At 49.7% G+C, this 21350-nt stretch carries 22 protein-coding genes, 16 tRNA genes and 1 rRNA gene; 4 read left to right on the top strand and 35 right to left on the bottom strand.

Annotated elements, in window-relative coordinates; genetic code table 11:
- Positions 1-84: 84 nt before the first annotated feature.
- On the top strand, positions 85-1314 hold the full coding sequence (gene ylbJ / locus ACETK5_RS00195) for a sporulation integral membrane protein YlbJ (RefSeq protein WP_394054080.1): 1230 nt from the start codon (positions 85-87) through the stop codon (positions 1312-1314).
- Positions 1315-1378: 64 nt separating this feature from the next.
- Complete coding sequence (locus tag ACETK5_RS00190; RefSeq protein WP_009591431.1) at positions 1379-2182, top strand: NAD kinase; 804 nt, start codon at positions 1379-1381, stop codon at positions 2180-2182.
- Positions 2183-2243: 61 nt separating this feature from the next.
- On the opposite strand, the gene ACETK5_RS00185 is transcribed toward ACETK5_RS00190, so the two are convergent.
- Both ACETK5_RS00185 and lipA read right to left on the bottom strand, forming a co-directional pair.
- The gene (locus ACETK5_RS00185; RefSeq protein ID WP_394054079.1) at positions 2244-2783 is read right to left on the bottom strand and encodes a YutD family protein; all 540 of its coding nucleotides are present in this window, start codon (positions 2781-2783) and stop codon (positions 2244-2246) included.
- Between the two features lie 27 nt (positions 2784-2810).
- The gene (gene lipA / locus ACETK5_RS00180) at positions 2811-3704 is read right to left on the bottom strand and encodes a lipoyl synthase (protein ID WP_071222365.1); all 894 of its coding nucleotides are present in this window, start codon (positions 3702-3704) and stop codon (positions 2811-2813) included.
- A 257-nt stretch (positions 3705-3961) separates the two neighbouring features.
- On the opposite strand from lipA, the gene ACETK5_RS00175 reads away from it, so the two are divergent.
- Positions 3962-5008, top strand: a complete 1047-nt coding sequence (locus ACETK5_RS00175; protein ID WP_394057295.1) for a M23 family metallopeptidase — start codon at positions 3962-3964, stop codon at positions 5006-5008.
- A gap of 106 nt (positions 5009-5114) precedes the next feature.
- Here the strand turns inward: ACETK5_RS00175 and yunB are convergent, their stop codons facing one another.
- From yunB to ACETK5_RS00145, 6 genes are all read right to left on the bottom strand, one after another.
- The gene (yunB, locus tag ACETK5_RS00170) at positions 5115-6077 is read right to left on the bottom strand and encodes a sporulation protein YunB (RefSeq protein ID WP_394054078.1); all 963 of its coding nucleotides are present in this window, start codon (positions 6075-6077) and stop codon (positions 5115-5117) included.
- 162 nt (positions 6078-6239) lie between these two features.
- Positions 6240-6584, bottom strand: coding sequence for an ArsR/SmtB family transcription factor (locus ACETK5_RS00165; RefSeq protein WP_100539258.1), 345 nt, complete (start codon positions 6582-6584; stop codon positions 6240-6242).
- A gap of 3 nt (positions 6585-6587) precedes the next feature.
- Entirely contained in the window at positions 6588-7013 is a 426-nt protein-coding gene (locus ACETK5_RS00160) for an SRPBCC family protein (protein WP_100539259.1), read from the bottom strand.
- 199 nt (positions 7014-7212) lie between these two features.
- Positions 7213-7638 (bottom strand): DUF1801 domain-containing protein, encoded by a 426-nt coding sequence (locus tag ACETK5_RS00155; RefSeq protein ID WP_100539260.1) that lies wholly within the window; start codon positions 7636-7638, stop codon positions 7213-7215.
- Positions 7639-7872: 234 nt separating this feature from the next.
- Complete coding sequence (locus ACETK5_RS00150) at positions 7873-8670, bottom strand: TrmH family RNA methyltransferase (RefSeq protein WP_394054077.1); 798 nt, start codon at positions 8668-8670, stop codon at positions 7873-7875.
- 74 nt (positions 8671-8744) lie between these two features.
- Positions 8745-9407, bottom strand: coding sequence for a potassium channel family protein (locus ACETK5_RS00145; protein WP_076324879.1), 663 nt, complete (start codon positions 9405-9407; stop codon positions 8745-8747).
- Between the two features lie 140 nt (positions 9408-9547).
- Between ACETK5_RS00145 and sspI the strand changes: the two genes are divergently transcribed.
- Positions 9548-9784: a small acid-soluble spore protein SspI gene (gene sspI / locus ACETK5_RS00140; RefSeq protein WP_100539262.1), complete on the top strand. Its 237-nt coding sequence runs from the start codon at positions 9548-9550 to the stop codon at positions 9782-9784.
- A gap of 82 nt (positions 9785-9866) precedes the next feature.
- Here the strand turns inward: sspI and ACETK5_RS00135 are convergent, their stop codons facing one another.
- From ACETK5_RS00135 to ACETK5_RS00005, 27 genes are all read right to left on the bottom strand, one after another.
- Positions 9867-11447 carry a peptide chain release factor 3 gene (locus tag ACETK5_RS00135; RefSeq protein WP_100539263.1) on the bottom strand — a complete coding sequence of 527 codons (1581 nt, stop codon included), beginning with the start codon at positions 11445-11447 and terminating at the stop codon, positions 9867-9869.
- A gap of 121 nt (positions 11448-11568) precedes the next feature.
- Positions 11569-13116, bottom strand: a complete 1548-nt coding sequence (gene zwf, locus ACETK5_RS00130) for a glucose-6-phosphate dehydrogenase (RefSeq protein WP_100539264.1) — start codon at positions 13114-13116, stop codon at positions 11569-11571.
- 137 nt (positions 13117-13253) lie between these two features.
- A complete protein-coding gene (locus ACETK5_RS00125; RefSeq protein WP_394054076.1) occupies positions 13254-14102 on the bottom strand; it encodes a YwmB family TATA-box binding protein in 849 nt (282 codons plus the stop codon).
- A gap of 305 nt (positions 14103-14407) precedes the next feature.
- On the bottom strand, positions 14408-15058 hold the full coding sequence (locus ACETK5_RS00120; protein ID WP_036644768.1) for a response regulator: 651 nt from the start codon (positions 15056-15058) through the stop codon (positions 14408-14410).
- A complete protein-coding gene (locus tag ACETK5_RS00115) occupies positions 15036-16109 on the bottom strand; it encodes a sensor histidine kinase (RefSeq protein ID WP_326096191.1) in 1074 nt (357 codons plus the stop codon). The genes ACETK5_RS00120 and ACETK5_RS00115 overlap by 23 nt, the downstream gene beginning before the upstream one ends.
- A gap of 41 nt (positions 16110-16150) precedes the next feature.
- On the bottom strand, positions 16151-16795 hold the full coding sequence (gene liaF, locus ACETK5_RS00110) for a cell wall-active antibiotics response protein LiaF (RefSeq protein WP_100539267.1): 645 nt from the start codon (positions 16793-16795) through the stop codon (positions 16151-16153).
- A 170-nt stretch (positions 16796-16965) separates the two neighbouring features.
- On the bottom strand, positions 16966-17652 hold the full coding sequence (locus ACETK5_RS00105; protein WP_394054075.1) for a PspA/IM30 family protein: 687 nt from the start codon (positions 17650-17652) through the stop codon (positions 16966-16968).
- Between the two features lies 1 nt (position 17653).
- Complete coding sequence (locus tag ACETK5_RS00100) at positions 17654-18133, bottom strand: PspC domain-containing protein (RefSeq protein WP_100539269.1); 480 nt, start codon at positions 18131-18133, stop codon at positions 17654-17656.
- A 2-nt stretch (positions 18134-18135) separates the two neighbouring features.
- The gene (locus tag ACETK5_RS00095; RefSeq protein WP_100539270.1) at positions 18136-18813 is read right to left on the bottom strand and encodes a PspA/IM30 family protein; all 678 of its coding nucleotides are present in this window, start codon (positions 18811-18813) and stop codon (positions 18136-18138) included.
- A 68-nt stretch (positions 18814-18881) separates the two neighbouring features.
- Positions 18882-19181: a hypothetical protein gene (locus tag ACETK5_RS00090; RefSeq protein WP_127593521.1), complete on the bottom strand. Its 300-nt coding sequence runs from the start codon at positions 19179-19181 to the stop codon at positions 18882-18884.
- Positions 19182-19410: 229 nt separating this feature from the next.
- A tRNA-Leu gene (locus ACETK5_RS00085) sits at positions 19411-19490 on the bottom strand.
- A gap of 8 nt (positions 19491-19498) precedes the next feature.
- Positions 19499-19575 (bottom strand) — tRNA-Arg (locus tag ACETK5_RS00080).
- Between the two features lie 12 nt (positions 19576-19587).
- A tRNA-Cys gene (locus tag ACETK5_RS00075) sits at positions 19588-19661 on the bottom strand.
- A gap of 11 nt (positions 19662-19672) precedes the next feature.
- A tRNA-Gly gene (locus ACETK5_RS00070) sits at positions 19673-19747 on the bottom strand.
- Between the two features lie 15 nt (positions 19748-19762).
- Positions 19763-19837, bottom strand: a tRNA-Gln gene (locus ACETK5_RS00065).
- Between the two features lie 16 nt (positions 19838-19853).
- Positions 19854-19929 (bottom strand) — tRNA-His (locus ACETK5_RS00060).
- Positions 19930-19953: 24 nt separating this feature from the next.
- Positions 19954-20027: transfer RNA gene (locus ACETK5_RS00055), tRNA-Trp, on the bottom strand.
- A gap of 6 nt (positions 20028-20033) precedes the next feature.
- A tRNA-Tyr gene (locus tag ACETK5_RS00050) sits at positions 20034-20118 on the bottom strand.
- Positions 20119-20122: 4 nt separating this feature from the next.
- Positions 20123-20198: transfer RNA gene (locus ACETK5_RS00045), tRNA-Thr, on the bottom strand.
- 22 nt (positions 20199-20220) lie between these two features.
- Positions 20221-20296 (bottom strand) — tRNA-Phe (locus ACETK5_RS00040).
- A 68-nt stretch (positions 20297-20364) separates the two neighbouring features.
- Positions 20365-20441 (bottom strand) — tRNA-Asp (locus tag ACETK5_RS00035).
- Between the two features lie 30 nt (positions 20442-20471).
- Positions 20472-20548, bottom strand: a tRNA-Met gene (locus ACETK5_RS00030).
- Between the two features lie 87 nt (positions 20549-20635).
- Positions 20636-20711 (bottom strand) — tRNA-Val (locus tag ACETK5_RS00025).
- 176 nt (positions 20712-20887) lie between these two features.
- Positions 20888-20962: transfer RNA gene (locus tag ACETK5_RS00020), tRNA-Glu, on the bottom strand.
- Positions 20963-20978: 16 nt separating this feature from the next.
- Positions 20979-21070, bottom strand: a tRNA-Ser gene (locus tag ACETK5_RS00015).
- 5 nt (positions 21071-21075) lie between these two features.
- Positions 21076-21151, bottom strand: a tRNA-Asn gene (locus ACETK5_RS00010).
- Between the two features lie 72 nt (positions 21152-21223).
- A 23S ribosomal RNA gene (locus tag ACETK5_RS00005) occupies positions 21224-21350 on the bottom strand; the annotation flags it as partial.

Here is a 21350-nt window from a genome sequence, read left to right as displayed (position 1 = left end):
TTTGTCCTATAACCTGCATAGATTTTTAACAACGGACCTATATTTCTATCATTCACATCGATGCCAGGGGGCGTATTCCTTATTATGACCATGAAAAAAATGGGCTGGCTCATGCTCGTGGCGGCACTGCTCAGCGTAATTGTCCTAATGGCTTTATTTCCCGAAGCGGCGCTTCAATCCGCACTCCGTGGCCTGTCGATATGGTGGGACGTGCTGTTCCCTTCCCTGTTCCCGTTTTTTGTTATTTCAGAGGTGCTGCTGGGGTTTGGCGTGGTGCACCTGATTGGCACCCTCCTGGATCCTTTAATGAGACCGTTGTTTCGTATTCCGGGCGCAGGAGGATTCGTTGCAGCAATGGGATATGTTTCAGGATACCCGGTCGGTGCCAAATTAACCGCCAAGCTTTGGGAACAAAAAATGGTAAACCGGGAGGAAGGTGAGCGGCTTGTTGCTTTCACCACCTCTTCTGACCCTATATTTTTAATTGGAGCGGTCTCCATCGGCTTCTTTCATGACCCCAAGATCGGTTTGATCCTTGCCTTGTCCCATTATGGCGGAGGTTTCCTGGTGGGGTTGATTATGCGATTTCATGGCAGACATGAATCCAAAACAATAACCGACTCACTTCGTCTGTCCCAGGCTAAGACAAGCAGGCTCAGGTCTGCCCTGCATGCCATGCATGCTGCGCGCGAGCAGGATGGCCGGGACCTCGGCACCTTGTTAAGACAAGCGATACAGTCATCGCTTCAGCTTATTATCGTTGTCGGCGGGCTCGTCGTTTTCTTCTCCGTGTTTCTTGAACTCTGGACCCGCGCCGGTGTCATGCCTGCGCTAACCGAGGTTATCAGTTTGCTGTTATCTCTGGTTGGGATGCCTGAATCCTTATCCACTGCCATCGTAGGCGGATTGTTTGAGGTCACACTCGGTGCTCGATATGCCGGCGAAGCGGGAGCTGCAATTCCATTGCCATACAAAGCGGCCGCGGCTGCCTTTATATTGTCATGGGGCGGTTTGTCCGTTCATGCCCAGATCATCAGCATCCTGAACTCTACCAACCTCAGATATTTCCCTTTTGTCATTGCAAGACTGATTCATGGTGTGATTGCCGCAATCGCTGTATTGCTGCTCTGGAGAAGTGTCATGGGATCTTCGATACCGACTATGGCGCTGCCGGCTGTTTCGGATTCCGCCCTAAACGGGTATACCCATATTATGGCGGCTTTCTGCATCCTGCTCGGTTTCCTGATTGCGGTTGCGTTGTTTATTCAGATCATTCGAGAACTGCAGCAGAAAATCCGCAAATTCCCAAGGTGAACATTGTGTTCTTCTCCAAGATTGATTATCATCTTTATATAACCTTACAAAGGAGCTTATCAACTTGAGATATTATGTTCTGGACCGCGGTGACCCATTGTCTGTCGAGCTGACCCAGCAGTTTCACAAGCTGGCGGAACAGCGGGGGTTTGTGCTGGATGCAGAATCTCCGGAGATTGTGGTCTCGATCGGCGGAGACGGTACGATGCTGCATGCTTTCCATACTTTTATTGACCGTATTCCTGACCTCGCTTTTGTCGGTGTCCACACGGGCCACTTGGGATTCTATGCTGATTGGAAGGCCGATGAACTGACAGAGCTAATTGATCATATGAGCGGAGAAGGCGAACACGGCAACGTGAAGCCGCGCCTCGTCAAGTACCCCCTGGTTCAACTGGAAATTCATAAAAAATCAGGAACGTCCTCTTACATTGCCTTAAACGAATTTACGCTTAAAGGCGTTGACGGTACCGTTGTCGCGCAGATTGACATCAACGATGTAACCTTTGAAATGTTCCGAGGAGACGGGATCTGCGTGTCTACGCCGTCCGGAAGCACGGCCTATAACAAAAGTGTCGGCGGAGCGATGGTGCATCCTTCCATCGATGCTCTGCAAATCGCGGAAATCGCCTCGATTAACAATCGAATTTTCCGTACACTGGGCTCACCGCTGCTTCTGCCCAAGCATCATCACTGTGATATATTCTCGCGTAAAGAACAGCGTCTGCTGCTTACGATCGATCATGTGAATATCTCGATTGACGACCTCGTATCCGTCCGCTGTCAAGTGGCGGAACAGCAGGTCAGTTTTGCACGCTATCGGCCGTTCCCGTTCTGGAATCGTGTCCGTGATGCATTTCTTGGCTAATACTTTCCGATATCGAATAAAAGAAGAACGGCCACCTGTCTTAGAGGTGGCCGTTCTTCTTTTATTGCGGTTGTTCAGCCGGGGGATTAGGCTCCTTGGAAGGCTTTGCTTCCTTCTCCTTGGATTCCTTAGGATCAGGCGGCTCGCGTCTGGATTCCTTGGCTTCACGCCGCTCGCGTTGGTCCTTGTGCTCCTTGCCCGGTTTAGGTCCCTCCTGCGGGGTCTCCTTGCTTCCCTTCACTTCCCCCTCACCCTTGGTTTCCTTGGGGGGTGTTTCACGAATCTCCACAGGTTCTTTGGAATTGGCGTGCTCTTTGCTATCCTTCTGCTCCTTCGTTTTCTGAAGCACAAAGTGAGCACAGCCAAAATTGCAGTATTCGTTAATGTAATCGGACATGCTGGAGAAGGTAGAATCCTTGGCAGCTTTAGGATGATTATCCCGATAGAAACCTTTAAGCCGAAGCTGATTGTAACCCCAGTCTCCCACGATGTAGTCATAACGGTCCAGCACCTCGCTGTACCGCTCCCGGAAAGCTTCCAGATTCCAGCCGTTTCGATGGTCCTTTAACACTTCATAACTTTTGTTTCCGATAACGATCATTGAAAGCTTCCCCTGCCTTTCCAAAGGTTAAGACTGCACGGTCTCTTCCTTGTTGCGCTCTGCAGATTTCACTTGCTCGTGTGCATGGTAGGAGCTGCGCACCAGAGGACCGGATTCCACGTGACTGAATCCGCGCTTCATTCCCTCTTCCTTTAGAATCGCAAACTCTTCCGGCGTATAGTATTTTTCCACATTCAGATGCTTCGGCGAAGGCTGCAAATATTGGCCGATCGTCATGATATCGCAACCCACCGAACGCAAGTCGTCCATCGCTTCCAGAATCTCATGCCATTGTTCGCCGACACCCAGCATAATGCTGGATTTGGTCGGAATATCGGGCTGCATCGCCTTGGCATTCTTCAGCAATTGCAGCGAACGGGTGTACTTGGCTTTGGCGCGTACCCGATCCGACATTCGCTCCACCGTCTCAATGTTATGGTTCAGAATGTCCGGCTTCACATCCATTACGATCTTAAGCGCTTCTTCGCTCCCCATAAAATCCGGAATCAACACTTCCACCGAGCATAGCGGCAGACGTCTGCGAATGGCTTTAACCGTTTCAGCGAATATGTAAGCCCCGCCATCTTTCAGATCATCCCGTGCTACGCTTGTTACTACGCAGTGACGCAGGTTCATCTGTTCCGCCGCTTCCGCTACGCGTTCCGGTTCCTGAAGATCCAGTTCCGTTGGAAGTCCCGTATTAACAGCGCAGAATCGGCAGGCCCGGGTACAAATATCACCCAGGATCATGAAGGTTGCCGTACGGTTAGCCCAGCATTCATAAATATTCGGACAGCGAGCCTCTTCACACACCGTGTGTAGTGTCTTGGATCGCATCATGCTTTTGATTTCTTTATAATTATCGCCAGTAGTCAGCTTGATTCGAATCCAGTCAGGTTTTGGCTGTTTGGTTTTAGACAAAGAAAAAACCTTCTTTCGAATTTATTGATGTAACTCAAGACATACCCCATCGTTTGCTGTCCCATATTATATCATGAAAACCATCATATTACTTGTTTCGCATCGATATGAGATTGATCTAGTTGCGGCATGGATAAAAATCCTTGTTTCGATTCACCCTACAGTGTAGGCATAACTGTCCGTCCTTAATTATGACAATCCAAAAGGAGGAGAAGGACACATTGAGGATTTTTCAACCATTGAGAGCAAGCAGCATCATGATTCGCTGCACGGCTGCAGCTGTGGCTGCCTTGACAGCGGCCTGCTGCATGTGCGGGCCTGTGTCCGCATCCGCCTCTATTGCGACCAGCACGGCAGACGATACGGTGAAAACAACGGATGCTAAAGCCATATTTGAAGACCGGAAGTCGTTATACGATGAGATTTCCACCGTTACCCAAATTCCCTGGTATCGCCTGGCTGCCATTGACCAGTATGAACGAACACTGACTAGAGTCCACCCCAAGGATCGCAAACATCCGGACCGGACGCTCGGAATCTTCATCCCCTCCACAAGATGGGCCGGCGCGTTAAATCCCAATCAGGAAGATGTAAATCCAACGTCGATCAGCGTGTTTTCCGGCATCGGGCTGGATGGTGACGGGGATGGCAAGGCAGATCGGAATAATGATACCGACCTGCTATATACCGTTGCAGCGAGACTTTCCCCCTACGGGCATGCTGCTGATGATTTCAGCATCGGGCTCTGGTCATACTACCAGAACACGCGGGCGGTTCAGCGCGTCATGCAATACGCCAAATTGTACGAGACCTTTGGGAAGCTGGACTTGTTCGACCATGCATTTCCTCTTCCGGTCAAAAGCAACTATTCATACCGAAGCACCTTTGGCATGGGACGCAATTGGGGAGGAAGAAGGGTTCATGAAGGAACGGACTTATTTGCCAGTTATGGAGTCCCTGTCCGGAGTACGTGTTACGGCATCGTTGAAATCAAGGGCTGGAATAAATATGGCGGGTGGCGTATCGGCATCCGTGATTTGAACAATCATTACCACTATTACGCCCATCTGCAAGGCTTTGACAAAGGGATCTCCCTCGGGGACGTCGTTACGCCGGGTCAAACCCTTGGCTGGGTTGGCAGCTCCGGTTACGGCAAGCCGGGAACCCAGGGCAAATTCCCTCCACACCTCCATTACGGCATCTACCGGGATACCGGATTAAACGAATGGGCTTTCGATCCTTACCCGCTGCTGAAGCATTGGGAAACGGAAGAAAAACGCTCGAAGAAAAAAACGCGCTCCTAAGTTCAACCCAGGGGGCGCGTTTTCTCCGTTAAGGACATACATAAATAGCAACTGAATCATGGTGCGGCTTCCATACGATAGTGCCAAAAGTGAAATTAAACAGCACTTAGCCGCCGGTGTTGTTTCCCCCCGTTTGCCCGGATAAGTCCGCTCCGCCAGGTGAAGGTTCCAGAGGTGTCGTTGTTCCGTCTGCAGGTTGGTGCGGCGTTGTTGCAGGCGGGGCTTCCTGCTCCGAATGATGGCTGTTCTCATTCGTAACGGGCGGCGGTATCGCTATGCTTGGCGCGCTTGCCTTGTTCTCGCCGACGGCCTTTCCTTGACCGTCATAATAATACATCGGCACATCGCCGACCACGAGCAGATAAGAGATGGGAATATCGGTTTCCACAATCTGCGGCTCCATGTCAAAAGGAACAACAACCGCTACCTCCGTTACAATGTGGACAAATACCTCAACCAAAATCATGTTGATGCCCGCACCCTGCTGTCTTGTATCCAGTTGAACCTTTACCGCTCCCTGCGGTTCGATCTTCAATGGAATTTGTGGACCGAATGACGCGATGATCGGGCTTTTTAGCACCTGTCCCAGCGGAATTTGCTCTTTGCGCTTATGGATTTCGTCCAGCGTGCTCTGCACGACCTGCGTCGTATGGGATGTGATTTTCAAATGCTCGGCATAATTCAGCATGAATCCCGTCACTTTGCCGGAGCTATCCGTTTTCCAATTGACCAGATTATCAAAATCCTTACCCTGCGTCACCTGAGAGGTGATGGCTTTATTAATGGCTTCAGTGGCAATCTGTTTTACCCTGATTTGGGCTAAATGCATGATCGGCGGCCGCAGATTCTGCTCAATATACATAAAAAATTCAACGATCCCAAACACAAGGAGCAGAGCGCCGATCAGCCACCATTTTTTCACGCTGCGCCGTTTGGCAGCCTGAGGACGCCCCCGATGCTGTGGTACGGGCCGAAAACCTCTCCGCGGTGGTCTATAAGCTCTCCTTGGTTTGGGCCATGACAGGGACGGAAAGGATAAACGTCTGCTTCCCCATCTCTTTCGTCTCATGCTTGGTCCCCCCTATTTACGCCCCGAGGAGCATGTTTACCATGGCAAGCTCTCCTGTATAGAGGGTATGCGGACAAACAGCAAAAAAGAAGAGCAAGGATGGGTAATCCTCACTCTTCTCCCTTATAGATTCTCATTTTCAAGAAAGACTGCACCAAGAATCTACTTGTCGTTCTTCGGATTGTCTTCTTGATCTTCCACATAATACTTCAGCATCGACAGTTTATTCTCCCAGAACCGGTCGAAATAAGCGAGCCAATCCTTTAATTCCTTAAGCGGCTCAACATCCAGCCGATAGCGGGTTTCGCGTCCAACCTTGCGGTCCTGCACAAGTCCCGCTTCCTCCAGAATTCGGAGATGCTTGGAGACGGCGGTTCGAGTCATGGAGAAGTGCCCTGTAATTTCTTTAACCGGCATTTCCTTATCACTTAACAAGCCTAGCAGCTTACGGCGTGTCGGATCCGCGATCGCTTGATAAACATCATGCTTCGGAGCAGGCTGCGACATGGATTAGGCCTCGACGTATCCCGCAAGCTTCTGAACAATGCCTGCCCAGCCGTTGTCCATACGGCCTCGTACGATATCGTGAGCTTCCCCGAACTCGGTCACTTGATCCGCTGTCCATCCGCCGTGAATGAGCGTGAATTCCGTATGATCTCCCTGCTGTACCAGTTCGAACGTAACATTCCAATCCTTGCCCCAGTTAAAAGATAAACGGTTAGGCTCGTCAATAAGCGTGACCTTGCATGGTGAATTCCCGAAAGGGCCTGCATTCAATTGAAACTCAAAGCCTTCCACCGGTTCAAAATTGTTGGGCATGAACCAAGCCGAAATCCCTTCAGCCGTAGCCACGGCTTTCCACACCTTCTCAATAGGCGCTTTCAGCACAAGCGTATGACGAATATCCGGCAGCTTTCCGTTTGATACGTTGTCCATATTTGATTAATCCCTCGCTTAGGTTTAAAATTATGAAACCATTTGGTTTCCCTTCATGCATTATAGGACACCAAATGGTTTTATGTCAAATACCAATATTCACCTTTTTATCCATTCAACACACCCTAAGGTCCAGCTTTCGTAACCAGGCATTCCAGGCCATCCATGCATCTTGTCAGCATCTCATGACTTAAACTCGCTAGGGCTGAGCCGGGTAGGTCTTGTTCAAGAAGGCGATCGATTCGCGAATTAGCTGCTTCAGGACTTCCCTATCAATGTCCGCCACTTTATTAATGTAGACGCAGCCTTTCCCGGCCGTATGTTTACCGAAACTCGTCAATAGCTCCTCCCGCTTCTCATCGCCCGGCGCAAAATACAGGCTGATTTTCGCTTTGCGCGGCGAGAAACCCACAAACGGGGCATCTCCTTCGTGTCCGGAAGCGTAGCGGTAATGGTAGGAGCCGAAGCCGATGATGCTGGGTCCCCACATCTTAGCCGGAAAACCGCTCGTCTCCTCAAAAACCTCCAACAAACGATAAGCATCCTCCCGTTTTTTCGGCGAATCCACTTGCTCTATAAACTCCACCACGCTGTGATCGGTTTCTTTGGTTTTTTGCTCGTACATTGGGATTTACTCCTTTCAAACATACCCATTATTGTTTCCAGCCCAGACAAAAATAAAAAAACGTCATCGACGTACTTTCATAGAAGGCAGACCGCATTTCGCGGAAGTTTTTCTTGCGAGATAAGGAGGGTAAGCCTCTGAAGTTTATGCTTTCTTATCTCTTATATAAAAAAAGCCGGATATGATTAGCCATTGCTTTCTAATCACTTCCAGCCTTGTCGAGCCGTCCTGTCTTTATTGGCCAGGGTACTCTCTTTGCCGTAAAGCCTCGTACATCAATACCGACGCCGCCATAGCCGCGTTCAACGATTCGGCTTTCCCCGGCATGGGAATACGGATCGCATCGTCCACGAGTTCCGCGACCTCAGGTGAGACCCCCCGCCCTTCGCTACCAATCACGATCCAGCTTGTCCCTTTGAAATCATACTCAAAGCAGGAACGTTTCCCTTCCAGCATGGTGGTGACCAATCTGGCACCTCGTTCCCTGGCTTCCGGCAAAATGCTCAGCAGATCGCCCTCCAGCACCGGTAGATGAAACAGGGAACCCATGGTAGAACGCAGCGTCTTAGGGTTATACAAATCCGCGCAGCCGCGTCCCAGAACCACGCCAGCAGCTCCTACGGCATCAGCGCTTCGTATGATGGTTCCCACATTCCCTGGGTCCTGAAGACCGTCCAGAACGACAACCAAACCGTTCTCGCGCAGGATCAGGTCCTGCCATTGACGTGCTTCTTTGCGGACCACGGCAAACACCTGCTGCGGTGACGGCGTATCGCTGACCTTCGAGATGACGGCATGGGATACACCGATCCATTCGGCACCTTGTCCTGTATCCGATATAAAACGAAGTTCTTGGGGAATGCCCTTCTCGACATCATAAGCGACGCACTCGATGTCCGCCCCGGATGACAGTGCTTCCTGCACGAGATGAATACCTTCCACCACATACTTGTTCTGCTTGTCTCGATGTTTCTTCTCCTGCAGCTGTGCCCAGCCCTTCACTCTGGCATTCTGAGGCGATAGTATCTCCATGGTTAATCCATCCGTTCTTTACTTATATACAAAACCGAGTCCAGCTCAACCAGCATACCCGCTAGTGGACAGCCTTACTTCGGATAAGCAAGCTCCAGCTTCGTTAAGTCATTCTTGTGTCCCACAATAACGAGAATATCGCCTTCCTCAATCCGGTCATCCGGACTTGGCGAAATGTTCATGTCCGCATCACTTCGAATCGCCATGACATTGCAGCCGAATCGTGCCCGAATGTCCAGCTCTATCAGATTGTGACCAACCAGATCTCCTGTAGCAAGCATCTCCATAATGCTGTAGTCGTCCGACAAATCGATATAGTCCAAAATATTTGGTGACACCAGATGGTGGGCAACCCGAAGCCCCATGTCCCGCTCAGGGAAAATCACCTTATCCGCACCGATTTTGTTCAGCACTTTTCCGTGCAGCTCATTCTTCGCTTTCACGATAATGGCCGGTACGCCAAGATCCTTCAATATCAGCGTAGTCAAAATACTGGATTGAATATCTTCTCCGATCGCTACGACAACCACATCGAAATTCCGTATGCCCAGCGCCCGAAGCGCCTCTTCATCGGTTGAATCCGCCGATACGGCATGCGTGACCATACTTGCGATTTCTTGAATGCGCTGTTCGCTCGCGTCTACGGCTAATACATCAAATCCCATGCTGCTCAATTCCTTGGCAACACTCGTGCCAAAACGCCCCATACCGATTACTGCGTACTGCTTCTTAGCCATTTATATATCCCCCCACGAGCCTAGGTCATCCATAATCATCATGATAATAGTATATCATACTGTCCCGAATACTTGAATGTAACTGCCCTGGAACGGGCACATTACACAATGACCCTTTCATAACAAGGAGGAACATGTCCATGTCCATATTGTTAGATCTAAGGCAGGCCGTCATTCATAAAGTCCACAATCAGGACGAAGAAGAGCTGCGCTCCATGATCGAGGGTTCCGTTGACGGGCCTGAAGCTGCCCTGCCGGGACTCGGTGTAATGTTTGAAATGATGTGGAAAGACATGGATGCTTCCCAGCAGAACAGCCTTGTCTCTTCCCTCCATGATCATTTGAAAACCGTTACGCCTGGCAACCTTCAAGGATAAGCCCATGGTCAACAAACAAGAACAATCCCCCAAGCTGTGAAGCTGGGGGATTGTTCTTTACATTGCATATTTATAACATCGCTTACGGAGCGGTCTCAAGAAACTGGGCGGTTGGATTCTTATCGATGGCGGTTCTCATCGCGTACTCATTTTCGAACAAGACAACGTAGTTATCCTTCTTGTCTTTGACCAGCGTTGAGTTAATCCGGAACTTGGACGGATCAATATTGTCATCCACGATCCAGCGAGCGAACTGATACGGCATCCGTTGAAGCTGGACATCAACGCCGTATTCCCCCTTCATCCGGTACTCGAAGACCTCGAACTGGAGCTGCCCGACAACCCCGAGAATGGTCTCGTCGAAACTCACGGTGCGGAATACCTGAATGGTACCCTCTTCCGTCAGCTGATCAATCCCTTTCTGATATTGCTTATGCTTCAGCGCATTCTTCACCGTTACTTTGGCGAAGATTTCCGGTGAGAACGTTGGAAGCTCATCGAATACAACTTCACGTCCCTGACTAAGCGAGTCCCCGATCCGGAAAATGCCCGGGTCAAACAGACCGATAATATCACCAGGATATGCCTCCTGCACAATATCTCGATCCTGCGCCAAAAACTGCTGCGGCTGCGCCAGCTTGATTTCCTTGCCTACCCGAACATGCTTCACGCTCATACCGCGTTCGAACTTGCCCGATACGATCCGCAGGAAAGCAATACGATCCCGGTGAGCCGGATTCATATTGGCTTGAATCTTAAATACGTATCCGGAGAACTTCTCATCGGTTGGCTCCACCACACCGTCCGTGCTGCGGCGCGGCTCCGGCTTCGGCGCAAGCTGAAGAAAGTTTTCCAGGAAAGTCTGGACGCCGAAATTGTTAATCGCACTTCCGAAGAATACAGGTGTTAACTGACCCTGCATGACTTTCTCCAGATCGAATGGGTCTCCGGCAACATCCAGCAGCTCGAGGTCTTGACATAACTGATCATGCAGGTAATCACCTGCCATCTCCCGAATAATCGGATCCTCATAGCCTTCGACCTTCTGAACCTGAATCGTGGAATGGTCGTCGCCTTGGAACAATTCCACCTGATTCTTGACCCGGTCGTACACGCCGCACAGGTCACGCCCGGAGCCGATCGGCCAATTCATCGGTACGGAGCGGATGCCGAGAACCTGCTCAAGCTCCTCCATCAGATCGAACGGGCTGCGCCCTTCGCGGTCGAGTTTGTTGATAAAGGTAAAGATCGGAATGCCCCGCTTCGCACACACCTGGAATAATTTAATCGTCTGAGCCTCGACCCCTTTGGCTACGTCAATCAACATGACGGCGCTGTCAGCGGCCGTCAGCGTACGATACGTATCCTCACTGAAGTCTTGGTGACCCGGCGTATCCAATATATTAATCCGATGCCCTAAATAATCAAATTGCATAACAGACGAGGTAACCGAGATCCCCCGCTGCTTCTCAATCTCCATCCAGTCACTCGTTGCATGCTTGCTCGCTTTACGAGCTTTAACCGATCCAGCCAGACGAATGGCGCCCCCGAACAAGAGCAGCTTCTCGGTCAGTGTTGTTTTACCGGCGTCAGGGTGGGAAATAATCGCAAACGTGCGGCGCTTATCCACTTCCTGCTGCAGTTCATCTATTAGCTTTGCCATTTCACTTATCCCTTCGTAACTAAAGTCATGTATATCATTGTACCACAATTCATACGCAAATCATCCCCATGCGCCCTGCGCATGAGGATGATTTTTAACACGTAAATTATAGAAAATGATCTTAGTTTTTCAACCACACCACATTATCCTCGAGCTGACCGTTAACCGGCCACCAGTGGAATCCGTCTTCCTTCAACAGCTCATCTGCTTTGACAGGTCCCCACGAGCCCGCAGGATACGATTCCAGCTCGCCCTGGTTCTCTCTCCATGCACTGGCGATACGATCCACGAAGGACCATGCCGAAGCCACTTCGTCCCAGCGCGTAAAGTAAGTGGAGTCTCCACGAGCCGCGTCATGCAATAGACGCTCATACGCTTCAGGAGAGTTAATGCCCACGATGCAGCTTTGGCAGAAGTCCATCGCTACAGGAGCGATCTCGGATTCGGATCCCGGCTTTTTCGCATTTATCTTCACGTAAATGCCTTCCATCGGATTCACGCGGATGACGAGCAGGTTAGGTTCCAGGGAATGCTTTTGTCCCAAGTAAACGTTGGTTGGCATCCGTTTGAACTCGACAACCACCTCGGTTGTCTTAACCGGCAGACGTTTGCCCGTGCGGATATAGAACGGTACGCCCGCCCAGCGGAAGTTGTCCACGAATACTCTGGCCGCAAAATAGGTTTCCGTATTGGATTCCGGATTCACTTTGTCCTCTTCACGGTAAGCCGGCAGATCTTTACCGCCCGCCGAACCGTTCGTATACTGACCGCGAACCACGTTGTTCTTCACTTCTTCATGTGTGGCATACGGACGCAAGGAACGAAGCACTTTTACCTTCTCGTCGCGGATATCCTCTGCGAGCAATCGGCTAGGCGGCTCCATCGCAATCATGGTCAGCAGCTGCAGCATATGGTTTTGGCCCATATCCCTTAGAGCCCCGGCATGATCATAGTATCCGCCGCGCTCCTCGACACCAACCGTTTCACCAAGCGTAATTTGGATGTTGGCGATATGCTTGTTGTTCCAAAGCGGCTCAAAGAAAGCATTCGCAAAACGCATAACCTCGATGTTCTGTACCATTTCTTTACCAAGATAATGGTCAATCCGGTAGATCTCTTCTTCCTTGAACACTTTACGGATCTCTTCGTTCAGCTTGGCAGCCGACTCCAGATCGTAACCGAACGGCTTCTCGATCACAAGACGGTTCCAGCCTTCTCCGTCAAGCATACCGCCCTTCATCAGGTTAAACGATACGCTGCCGAACAATTCCGGTGCAAGCGCCAGATAAAATAGGCGGTTACCCGGTATATTAAATTTCGTTTCCAATTGCTCCGTTTGTTCACGAAGCTCACGGAAACCGTCAATATTGTTAATATCTAAAGATTTATATTCAAAATGCTGTGCAAATGCATTCCATTCACTATCCTGTTCCGAACTATATCGGCAGAATTCCTGAATCGAACGATACACGTCCTCCCGAAACTCTTCCTGGGTGCGCGGACGCCGCGCCACGCCGATTACCGCAAAATCCTCATCCAGTTTTCCTTCACGATAAAGACTGTAGATCGCCGGAAACAACTTACGTCTTGCCAAATCACCAGTCGCTCCAAAGATGAAAAATACAGCTCCCGGTGTCTTCATTGTATCTAGATTTTGATTTTCAGCCATGGCTCCTCATTCTTTCTATGAATTATAGTGTATTTTTATGCATCGGCACTTAACTCGATGTGATGACATTTTAGCATATTCATTTCAAGTATGCTATCTCAATCCGCATTTTTTCATCGGAGTTTCAGAAATCATTTTCAATATTCTATTGTAATGACGGGAAATCCGATCGTTATTCTACTACTTTTCTTCATCGAATCTTCATGCACTGCGATCTGCATATGAATCGGCGTGTCGCCACTTATCACAGAAGCATGCAGTGAAGGAGCCTCATATGAACGGCTTCGTGTGTTGTCATCAGCATAATCCTCAACGGAGCGAAGCGGGAACTTTTGGGCTACATTCTCTTCTACCTGAGCCATCGTCCCATCAACGCTTGCGGTTTCCGATGCATACCCTTGAATGGACGCATTCCATGTGTTCGGTATGCCTGCTTGCTTCATCATCTCTTGAATCTGCTGCTGTAAGGCGATCATTTCCCGGGTCTGCCCAGCCGCTTCTCCGACAAGCATAGCTCTGACATAACTATGGCCCGCCTTCGTGAGGGCCCAATCCAGATGGACGGATACACCGGAGAGCACGCCTTCTGCTTGGAACACTTCATTTCCCTGAAGCGGGGACGTCGTAATCCCCGAGAGCCCCATGGTACGAGCCAGCTGCTCAGCTGCTGTCTTAGCTTGATCTTCTGGTATGGAATTTATCATTTCACCTTGAATTTTTACCGTGAGCATGGCCGAAGCCTCCATATGCTCTTGCCCAAGCGCTGCCAGAAGCGTTAAATCGCTATCTGCAGCTACCCCGGCTCCAGCTGTTTCATCGACACCTTTTTCTCCCGTTCCATTTGAAACTGAAGTTGACGCTTCTATCGCGTGCGGAACCGATTCGTTTCGTTTGCTTTCCGTTGTTCCCGCAAAACCCGCCATCATGCCTGCTGCCCCGCACAGCAACAACATCATCACAACGATCTGTAAACGCATCTTCCGCATGGTCAGTCACGCCTCCCCGTTCGAATCTATCAATCTAGTAAAAAGGATGGCCTCGTTACCGCAGATTTATACCTCGCTTGTTAAAAAGAGCCTTCACCGGGCTTTATGTAAACATTCTTGCTTCCCCGTCCCTAAATAAAAAAAGCTCCCGATCCGGGAGTCTTTAAGCCTGCCTCTCATGGTTACATGGATATGTTTATAACTCACGCATCGCATCATGGATCTTCTTTTGTACCACGCTCAACGTCTCAGCATCTTGGATCTGTTTATGTCGCGATCATCGCATAAAAAAGAGCCGGCATTCCTTACTCAGCCAGCCCATTTTTATAAGCGTAGATGGCAGCCTGGGTTCGATCCTCTACCCCCAGCTTGCCTAAAATATTCGTTACATGAAACTTCACGGTTTTGATGCCGATAATCAAATCATCGGCAATATCCTGATTCGACTTGCCTTGCGCCACCAGTCGGAGCACTTCCATTTCCCGGTCCGTAAGGTCGTTATGCGCCGGTGCTTCATTTTGCGGATGCCGGAATCGATTCATCATCTTGGAGGCAACCTGCGACTCCAGCACCGACTGCCCGCGTGCGGCTGCACGTATAGCATCAGCTACTTCAGAAGCACGGGATGTCTTCAATAAATAACTGAACGCACCTGCTTCAATAACCGGATACATCTTCTCATCGTCCAGATAGCTGGTCAGTACAATGACCTTAAGATTCGGAAACTGATTCATCAATTGGCGCGTCGTCTCGATTCCATCCATCCCGTCCATCACCAAGTCCATCAGCACCACATCAGGATGATATTCCTGCGCTAAGCGTATCCCTTCCTCGCCGCTGCCCGCTTCACCAACCACCTCGATGCCGTCCTCTGTACCAAGCACAGCCGCTAAACCGATCCGGACCATCTCATGATCATCCACCAGCAGCACCTTAATCGGCGTTTCCATCTCCATCCCCCCGTTTACGTTCATCATTTATGAGTGGCACAACGATCTCAATTCGAGTCCCTTTACCCGGTGCTGTTATGAATTGTACCGAGCCCCCGATCTCCGTCACCCGTTCCTGCATCGTCGATAGACCGTAGGAAGTCTGTTTCTTATCGTCCAGTTCAAACCCGATTCCATCATCACGCAGCATCACCCGAACAGTGTTCTGCCTGCGATGAATACGGATGTCCATCTTCTCCGCTTTGGAGTGCCGAAGCGTATTTGACATCGCCTCCTGAATGATACGGAACAGATGATTTTCGATCCCTTTAAGCAAATGTATGTCATCGTCCATTTCAAACGTAATTTCCATAGGTACTTTAATCCGCAATTCCTTGATCAGATCCTTCAGCCCTTGCTCCAGTGCTTTCCCTTCGAGATAAACCGGCCGCAGATGAAGAAGAAGCGCCCTCATCTCGGACTGGGCCACAGCCGACATTTCCTCGATCAGAGCCACCTGGCGCTGCGCTTTGTCAAAATCCTTATCCAGCGTCCTGCCCACAGCGGTTGCCGTCATCGAGATGGCAAACAGCTGCTGAGAAACCGCATCATGGAGCTCGCGCGCCAGACGCTGCCTCTCTTCCACAATTGCTGTTACCCTGGCCTGCTCGGCAAGCTGGGCATTGTTCGTTGATAACCGCTGCAGGGAAGACACTTGATCCTCCCAGCGTTTGCTGATCTTCACCAGCTGTTCTCCAAGCCGGCCCACTTCGTCTTCACCGATGTCCGGCATCACATCCGTAAGGCTGCCTTTTTCCCAGTTTACCAGCGTTTCCCTCACGAGATCGACCCTCCGTTTTACCCGGTATCCCTGGAAGAAGCCATAGATTGCTCCCAGCCCAATCGGCAGCAATACCAGGGTAATGCCGGCTTCGATCCGGTTCTTCCACGTCTCAAACGGTTGAAGATAACCATATGTATATAATAAATATAGGACAACCAGCATGACAACCAATCCCAGAAGGGTCCCCTCACGCATACTTCGGGTAATCATATTTGCTTTCTTTTCCGTTTCCACGGGGCAACCCTCCTGAATGGTTTACACAAAACATACGTTGATTATGTCATTCTTATATTCAAATCTCCGCCCAAATAAGAAACAATAAATTTCACTTTATATTCACTGGTCTCATAATTGGGTGATTGATACCGCACGCGGTTTAATATGCCGGTTTCCTTCCGGTCGTCCATATGAATCGAGCCAAACAGGATCGATGCTTCGATCTCCACTCCATAATAGTCCGGGATCATCAGATCAATATCCCCCAGTATCCCATGGAACATAAGGACCGTTTGGCGTTCCTCCGGAAGCGCCAGGGATAGATCCACATCCGCCTCTCCAAGCACATGCCACACACTCAGACTGCGCATCACCCACGGAGCCCGGTCCCAATCAAAGTTGGACATAAAGTTCTGCTTCTGAATGTACTTTGTCGTCGTATGGGCTCGCTTCGACTTGCCATAAAAAATACCCAGTGATATCAAGCTGATGCCGATAATCAACATGAGATGCTCCAGCAGCAGCAGTACGGCACCTACTCCGAGCAGAATGTATCCCTTCTTCAAATGGCCTTGTCTGACCTGAAGGACACCTGCGAACATGAGTATCAGGGCGACAATGGTGAAGAAACCAAGCCATCGGCCGAAAAGCATAATAATACCCAAGCTGATTAAACCAACTGCTATCCAGCGGTTTCTGTCCATGTCGCACCTCCTTGATGACCAAGATATAAGCTCGGAAAAGCCATATCAGTGAGACGTTCCCCACTGTATGGCTTTGCCTGTACTATACGACAATCTCATTCGTATAGCATATCATATGAACATGGTGTTCGAATACGGTTTAATCTTATTTTGCTGACTTGCTAGAGGAATTACTCGGACTTCGAAGAATTCCCCATTTTGTTTTTCAAAGCTTGCAGTTGCTCATCCACCTTCAATTGCTTCTCAGCATCTACGGGGCTTGTGTATACTGCGTTGTTAGGACGGTATGGGGCACGAAGCACATCCGCTTCTGCTTCCATTTGCATAATTTTTTCCTCCATGCGGTGGAAGCCCATCGACGCACTGCCGCTTTCGATCGTGTTCAGGCTGCTCACTTGAGACATTTGCTTCTTCGCTTTAGCCATTTGAGCACGGGCTACGAGCTCATTACGCTTGTTGCGCATTTTGTAGAACTCGTCTTTCATTTCATGCAGCTGAGCTACAAGCTCTTTCGCTTGAGCCTCGGATTGCAGGTGCAATTCCACGTACTCGGTTTCTTTTTGATCGAAATAGATTTTTTCTTCAAGCAGCTTGCGAGCCACTTCTTCTTGACCATTTTTCAGAGCCAATTCAGCTTGGGCTTCACGTTGTGCCGCCATCTTCACAGCCTCATCGACGCGCTGCTTCATACGACGCTCGTTAGCCATTTGCTTCGCAACCGTTACCTCTGCTTCGTGAATTTCTGCCTCCATGTCGCGCAGGTACTGGTTCAACATTACGATCGGATCCTCTACTTTATCCAGCAGTTCATTCACCGATGCTTTCGTCATATCCTTAATTCTTTTAAATACTCCCATGTTATTTATCTCCCTTCTCATAGTTCGAAAGTTTTTTCTTTAATTCTTCGATTTCTTTTTGCATGGCTTTTCTCTCAATATCCTTCATCATCGCATCCAGGTCGGAATCCGCTGGCGCGTTGTTTCTTGTGCCATTGGGACGGTCATATTTGGGACCAAAATTTCCATGCTCATTAGGATAGCCTTGACGTCCATAAGCATCGTTATAGCTGTTGTAGCCTGGTCCAGGGCCCGGATGATCGTTGTAACGGTATCCGCCACCATGTCTTCCCTGCGGACCGTACGGATCGTGATAATACGGCTCCTTAGGTACTACAAGGGATGCAATCAGATAGATCAACAGCGTTGTACCGCCTGTGAAAAAGATACTGACTACAAATATGACTCTAAGTAGGGTAGATTCGACTCCGAAATGATCGGATATACCGCCGATCAACCCTGTGAACATTTTGTCTCGGGTGGAACGGTACAATCTAGTCATGGTTACTCCTTTCCGCTGTTATTCAGCTTCTGCTTCAGGCGGGCAAGTTCTTTTTCTAATACAGTGGAGACCGATTCACCAGCCTGTTCCATGTATTCCTGCCCCATGCGGCGTAAATCGCGAAGACTTCTGGCTTCGAGTTCCCAGTCGCTGATACGGTCTTCGAGGCGATTGAACATCTTCGGTACGTCATGGCCGCCGCCGTAGGAGCCCGTACGTTCATTCATTTTCTGCTGAAGACGAAGGGTTTCCACTCGGGCAACATAATATTGGCGTTTGCTGTATACCGTCTGATATTCCATCCGCAGCTCGCCGAGCTGCTCCTCGATTTCTTTTAGCGACTCCAGGCTTGAGGATAACAGGCCTTGATACTGCTCGATCTTTTCCTCATAGATCAGCTTCTCCTGCAATGCCAGCTTGGCAAGATGTTCTTCGCCGGCCTTCAATGCAAGCAGCGCCTGCTCTTCGCGTTTATAGCGCATGGTTTCCGCTTGATCCACCTGCTGCTTCAGCTGTCTGGAATGTACTTGGCATTGCTGCTGCAGCTTCTCAGCCTCTGCAATGTCCTGTCTGGTTGAATGTAGGAACTGGTCGATCAATCGAACCGGATCCTGGCTCTGCTCGAGCTTTTCATTCAATGTTGCTACGGTTATGTCTCTTATCCGCCGGAAAACACTCATATTGGCTTAGCCCTCCTCATCTATCATGATCTGTTGTTCATGCATGTTATTTAATGTAGTGGTTTTTATCAATAACGGGGTCTGCCATTCTTCAATCGGGACACCCCGTAGATGATTAAGATAACTCCAAGGATCGGACCGATCAGCCAAGACAGTTTACCCATCAACCAGATCACACCGATACCGAGAATAACCCATCCCATCAAGGTGTTACCTCTCCGGATCCCGTAGTATCCCAACGCGACCATCAGTATTGGAATTAGAAGACTGAACAACCATCCAAGCAGAGGACCGAATACTCCCAGGAGAACCAAGATCCCTAAACCAATCAACAGGATACTCATTCCATTTCCTTTTGAATTTCTCATTTATACACCGCCTTTCTGTTGTTTGATCGTTGTTTCATTTGTTCAACCTTATGACTCTATTCTAGGTAATTTCGAGTTTCACTAAAACGGCCTGGGGACGGTTTTTAGACCTAGACCTAAGGCGGGGCCTCCTACAGACCTACGTCCAACCCTGCACTGGATCTCTATCGATCTAGATGCAACAAAAAAAGGAATGCAGACGTTGATAGTCTACATTCCTTTTGGATGATGCCGGTGAAGGGACTCGAACCCCCACGGTTTCCCTCACGATTTTGAGTCGCGCGCGTCTGCCAATTCCGCCACACCGGCTTACATAATGGCGTGCCCTAAGAGATTCGAACTCCTGACCTTTTGATTCGTAGTCAAACGCTCTATCCAGCTGAGCTAAGGGCACATAGTTTTGTTATGGAGGCGCCACCCAGATTCGAACTGGGGATAAAGCTTTTGCAGAGCTGTGCCTTACCACTTGGCTATGGCGCCAGAAATAAAAATGGAGCGGACGACGGGAATCGAACCCGCGACCCTCGCCTTGGCAAGGCGATGCTCTACCGCTGAGCCACGTCCGCAAACATAAAAATCAATGGCTGGGGATATAGGATTCGAACCTATGCATGACGGAGTCAAAGTCCGTTGCCTTACCGCTTGGCTAATCCCCAATATGATTTTGTAATATGGGGCGATCGAGGGGAATTGAACCCCCGAGTGCCGGAGCCACAATCCGGTGCGTTAACCACTTCGCCACGACCGCCATATTAAAACACTGTGATACGATTGGCAGGGGCAGCAGGAATTGAACCCACACTAACGGTTTTGGAGACCGCTGTTCTACCTTTAAACTATGCCCCTAAAAACTGGTGGAGGATGATGGATTCGAACCACCGAACTCGAAGAGAGCAGATTTACAGTCTGCCGTGTTTAGCCACTTCACTAATCCTCCAGAATGGTGCCGGCGAGAGGACTTGAACCCCCAACCTACTGATTACAAGTCAGTTGCTCTACCAATTGAGCTACACCGGCATATAAAGTTATAAAACGTACATGGTGGCTCGGGACGGAATCGAACCGCCGACACGAGGATTTTCAGTCCTCTGCTCTACCGACTGAGCTACCGAGCCTTAAAGCTCTTCGCGAACTTTGACGGAACCCATATCGGATACTCATCTCATCCCAAAGTTGTAAAGAATGGCGGAACTGACGGGATTCGAACCCGCGATCTCCTGCGTGACAGGCAGGCATGTTAGGCCTCTACACCACAGTTCCACGAGGCATTATCGCTATCGCGATATAAATTGGTTGCGGGGGCAGGATTTGAACCTACGACCTTCGGGTTATGAGCCCGACGAGCTACCGAACTGCTCCACCCCGCGTCATTATAAGGATTGCTTGTATAGGATCCCCGAAAAGCAATCGGAATTACCAGCGAAGCATGAGCTTCACTTCTTGGGGATGATTGATGGTGGAGGCTGAGGGGATCGAACCCCCGACCCTCTGCTTGTAAGGCAGATGCTCTCCCAGCTGAGCTAAGCCTCCGTAACAAAGCGACTTTTATCATATCAAAATCTGATATAAGAAGCAAGTGTTTTTTTAAAGAAAGTGGTGACCCGTAGGGGATACTCTCACTTCGTTTGAGACTGCGAAGCCTCTGCTTACGAAGTTATCCTCCGACGAACCGACGGGATTCTCATCCCCTGGTGCAATTAAGATAGTGGTGACCCGTAGGGGATTCGAACCCCTGTTACCTCCGTGAAAGGGAGGTGTCTTAACCCCTTGACCAACGGGCCTTGCTTGAAATAATAGTGGCGGAGAGAGAGGGATTCGAACCCTCGAGACGCTTTTGGCGCCTACACGATTTCCAATCGTGCTCCTTCGGCCAACTCGGACACCTCTCCATAAATGGCTCCCCGAACAGGACTCGAACCTGTGACAACTCGATTAACAGTCGAGTGCTCTACCAACTGAGCTATCAGGGAACATTATTCAATTCAAGTGATTGATCACCTGAAAACTAGATACGAAACGAATTTGCAGCACATTGAAATATGTTGGATAAGCCCTCGACCGATTAGTATTGGTCAGCTCCATGCATTGCTGCACTTCCACCTCCAACCTATCTACCTCGTCGTCTTCAAGGGGTCTTACTAGTTGGGAAATCTCATCTTGAGGGGGGCT

Origin of the sequence: Paenibacillus ilasis, assembly GCF_043195395.1 — a bacterium.
GTDB classification, from domain to species: domain Bacteria; phylum Bacillota; class Bacilli; order Paenibacillales; family Paenibacillaceae; genus Paenibacillus_AQ; species Paenibacillus_AQ lautus.
The sequence above is the reverse complement of the archived record's forward strand: the minus strand, read 5'-3'. Positions and strand labels throughout refer to the sequence as shown.

Coding starts and splice junctions, on each gene's coding strand:
- ylbJ (WP_394054080.1), top strand. CDS start 85: ATGACCATGAAAAAAATGGGCTGGCTCATGCTCGTGGCGGCACTGCTC.
- ACETK5_RS00185 (WP_394054079.1), bottom strand. CDS start 2,783: ATGATCGTTATCGGAAACAAAAGTTATGAAGTGTTAAAGGACCATCGA.
- ACETK5_RS00175 (WP_394057295.1), top strand. CDS start 3,962: ATGATTCGCTGCACGGCTGCAGCTGTGGCTGCCTTGACAGCGGCCTGC.
- yunB (WP_394054078.1), bottom strand. CDS start 6,077: ATGAGACGAAAGAGATGGGGAAGCAGACGTTTATCCTTTCCGTCCCTG.
- ACETK5_RS00165 (WP_100539258.1), bottom strand. CDS start 6,584: ATGTCGCAGCCTGCTCCGAAGCATGATGTTTATCAAGCGATCGCGGAT.
- ACETK5_RS00160 (WP_100539259.1), bottom strand. CDS start 7,013: ATGGACAACGTATCAAACGGAAAGCTGCCGGATATTCGTCATACGCTT.
- ACETK5_RS00155 (WP_100539260.1), bottom strand. CDS start 7,638: ATGTACGAGCAAAAAACCAAAGAAACCGATCACAGCGTGGTGGAGTTT.
- ACETK5_RS00150 (WP_394054077.1), bottom strand. CDS start 8,670: ATGGAGATACTATCGCCTCAGAATGCCAGAGTGAAGGGCTGGGCACAG.
- ACETK5_RS00145 (WP_076324879.1), bottom strand. CDS start 9,407: ATGGCTAAGAAGCAGTACGCAGTAATCGGTATGGGGCGTTTTGGCACG.
- sspI (WP_100539262.1), top strand. CDS start 9,548: ATGTCCATATTGTTAGATCTAAGGCAGGCCGTCATTCATAAAGTCCAC.
- ACETK5_RS00135 (WP_100539263.1), bottom strand. CDS start 11,447: ATGGCAAAGCTAATAGATGAACTGCAGCAGGAAGTGGATAAGCGCCGC.
- zwf (WP_100539264.1), bottom strand. CDS start 13,116: ATGGCTGAAAATCAAAATCTAGATACAATGAAGACACCGGGAGCTGTA.
- ACETK5_RS00125 (WP_394054076.1), bottom strand. CDS start 14,102: ATGCGGAAGATGCGTTTACAGATCGTTGTGATGATGTTGTTGCTGTGC.
- ACETK5_RS00120 (WP_036644768.1), bottom strand. CDS start 15,058: ATGGAGATGGAAACGCCGATTAAGGTGCTGCTGGTGGATGATCATGAG.
- liaF (WP_100539267.1), bottom strand. CDS start 16,795: ATGGACAGAAACCGCTGGATAGCAGTTGGTTTAATCAGCTTGGGTATT.
- ACETK5_RS00105 (WP_394054075.1), bottom strand. CDS start 17,652: ATGGGAGTATTTAAAAGAATTAAGGATATGACGAAAGCATCGGTGAAT.
- ACETK5_RS00100 (WP_100539269.1), bottom strand. CDS start 18,133: ATGACTAGATTGTACCGTTCCACCCGAGACAAAATGTTCACAGGGTTG.
- ACETK5_RS00095 (WP_100539270.1), bottom strand. CDS start 18,813: ATGAGTGTTTTCCGGCGGATAAGAGACATAACCGTAGCAACATTGAAT.
- ACETK5_RS00090 (WP_127593521.1), bottom strand. CDS start 19,181: ATGAGAAATTCAAAAGGAAATGGAATGAGTATCCTGTTGATTGGTTTA.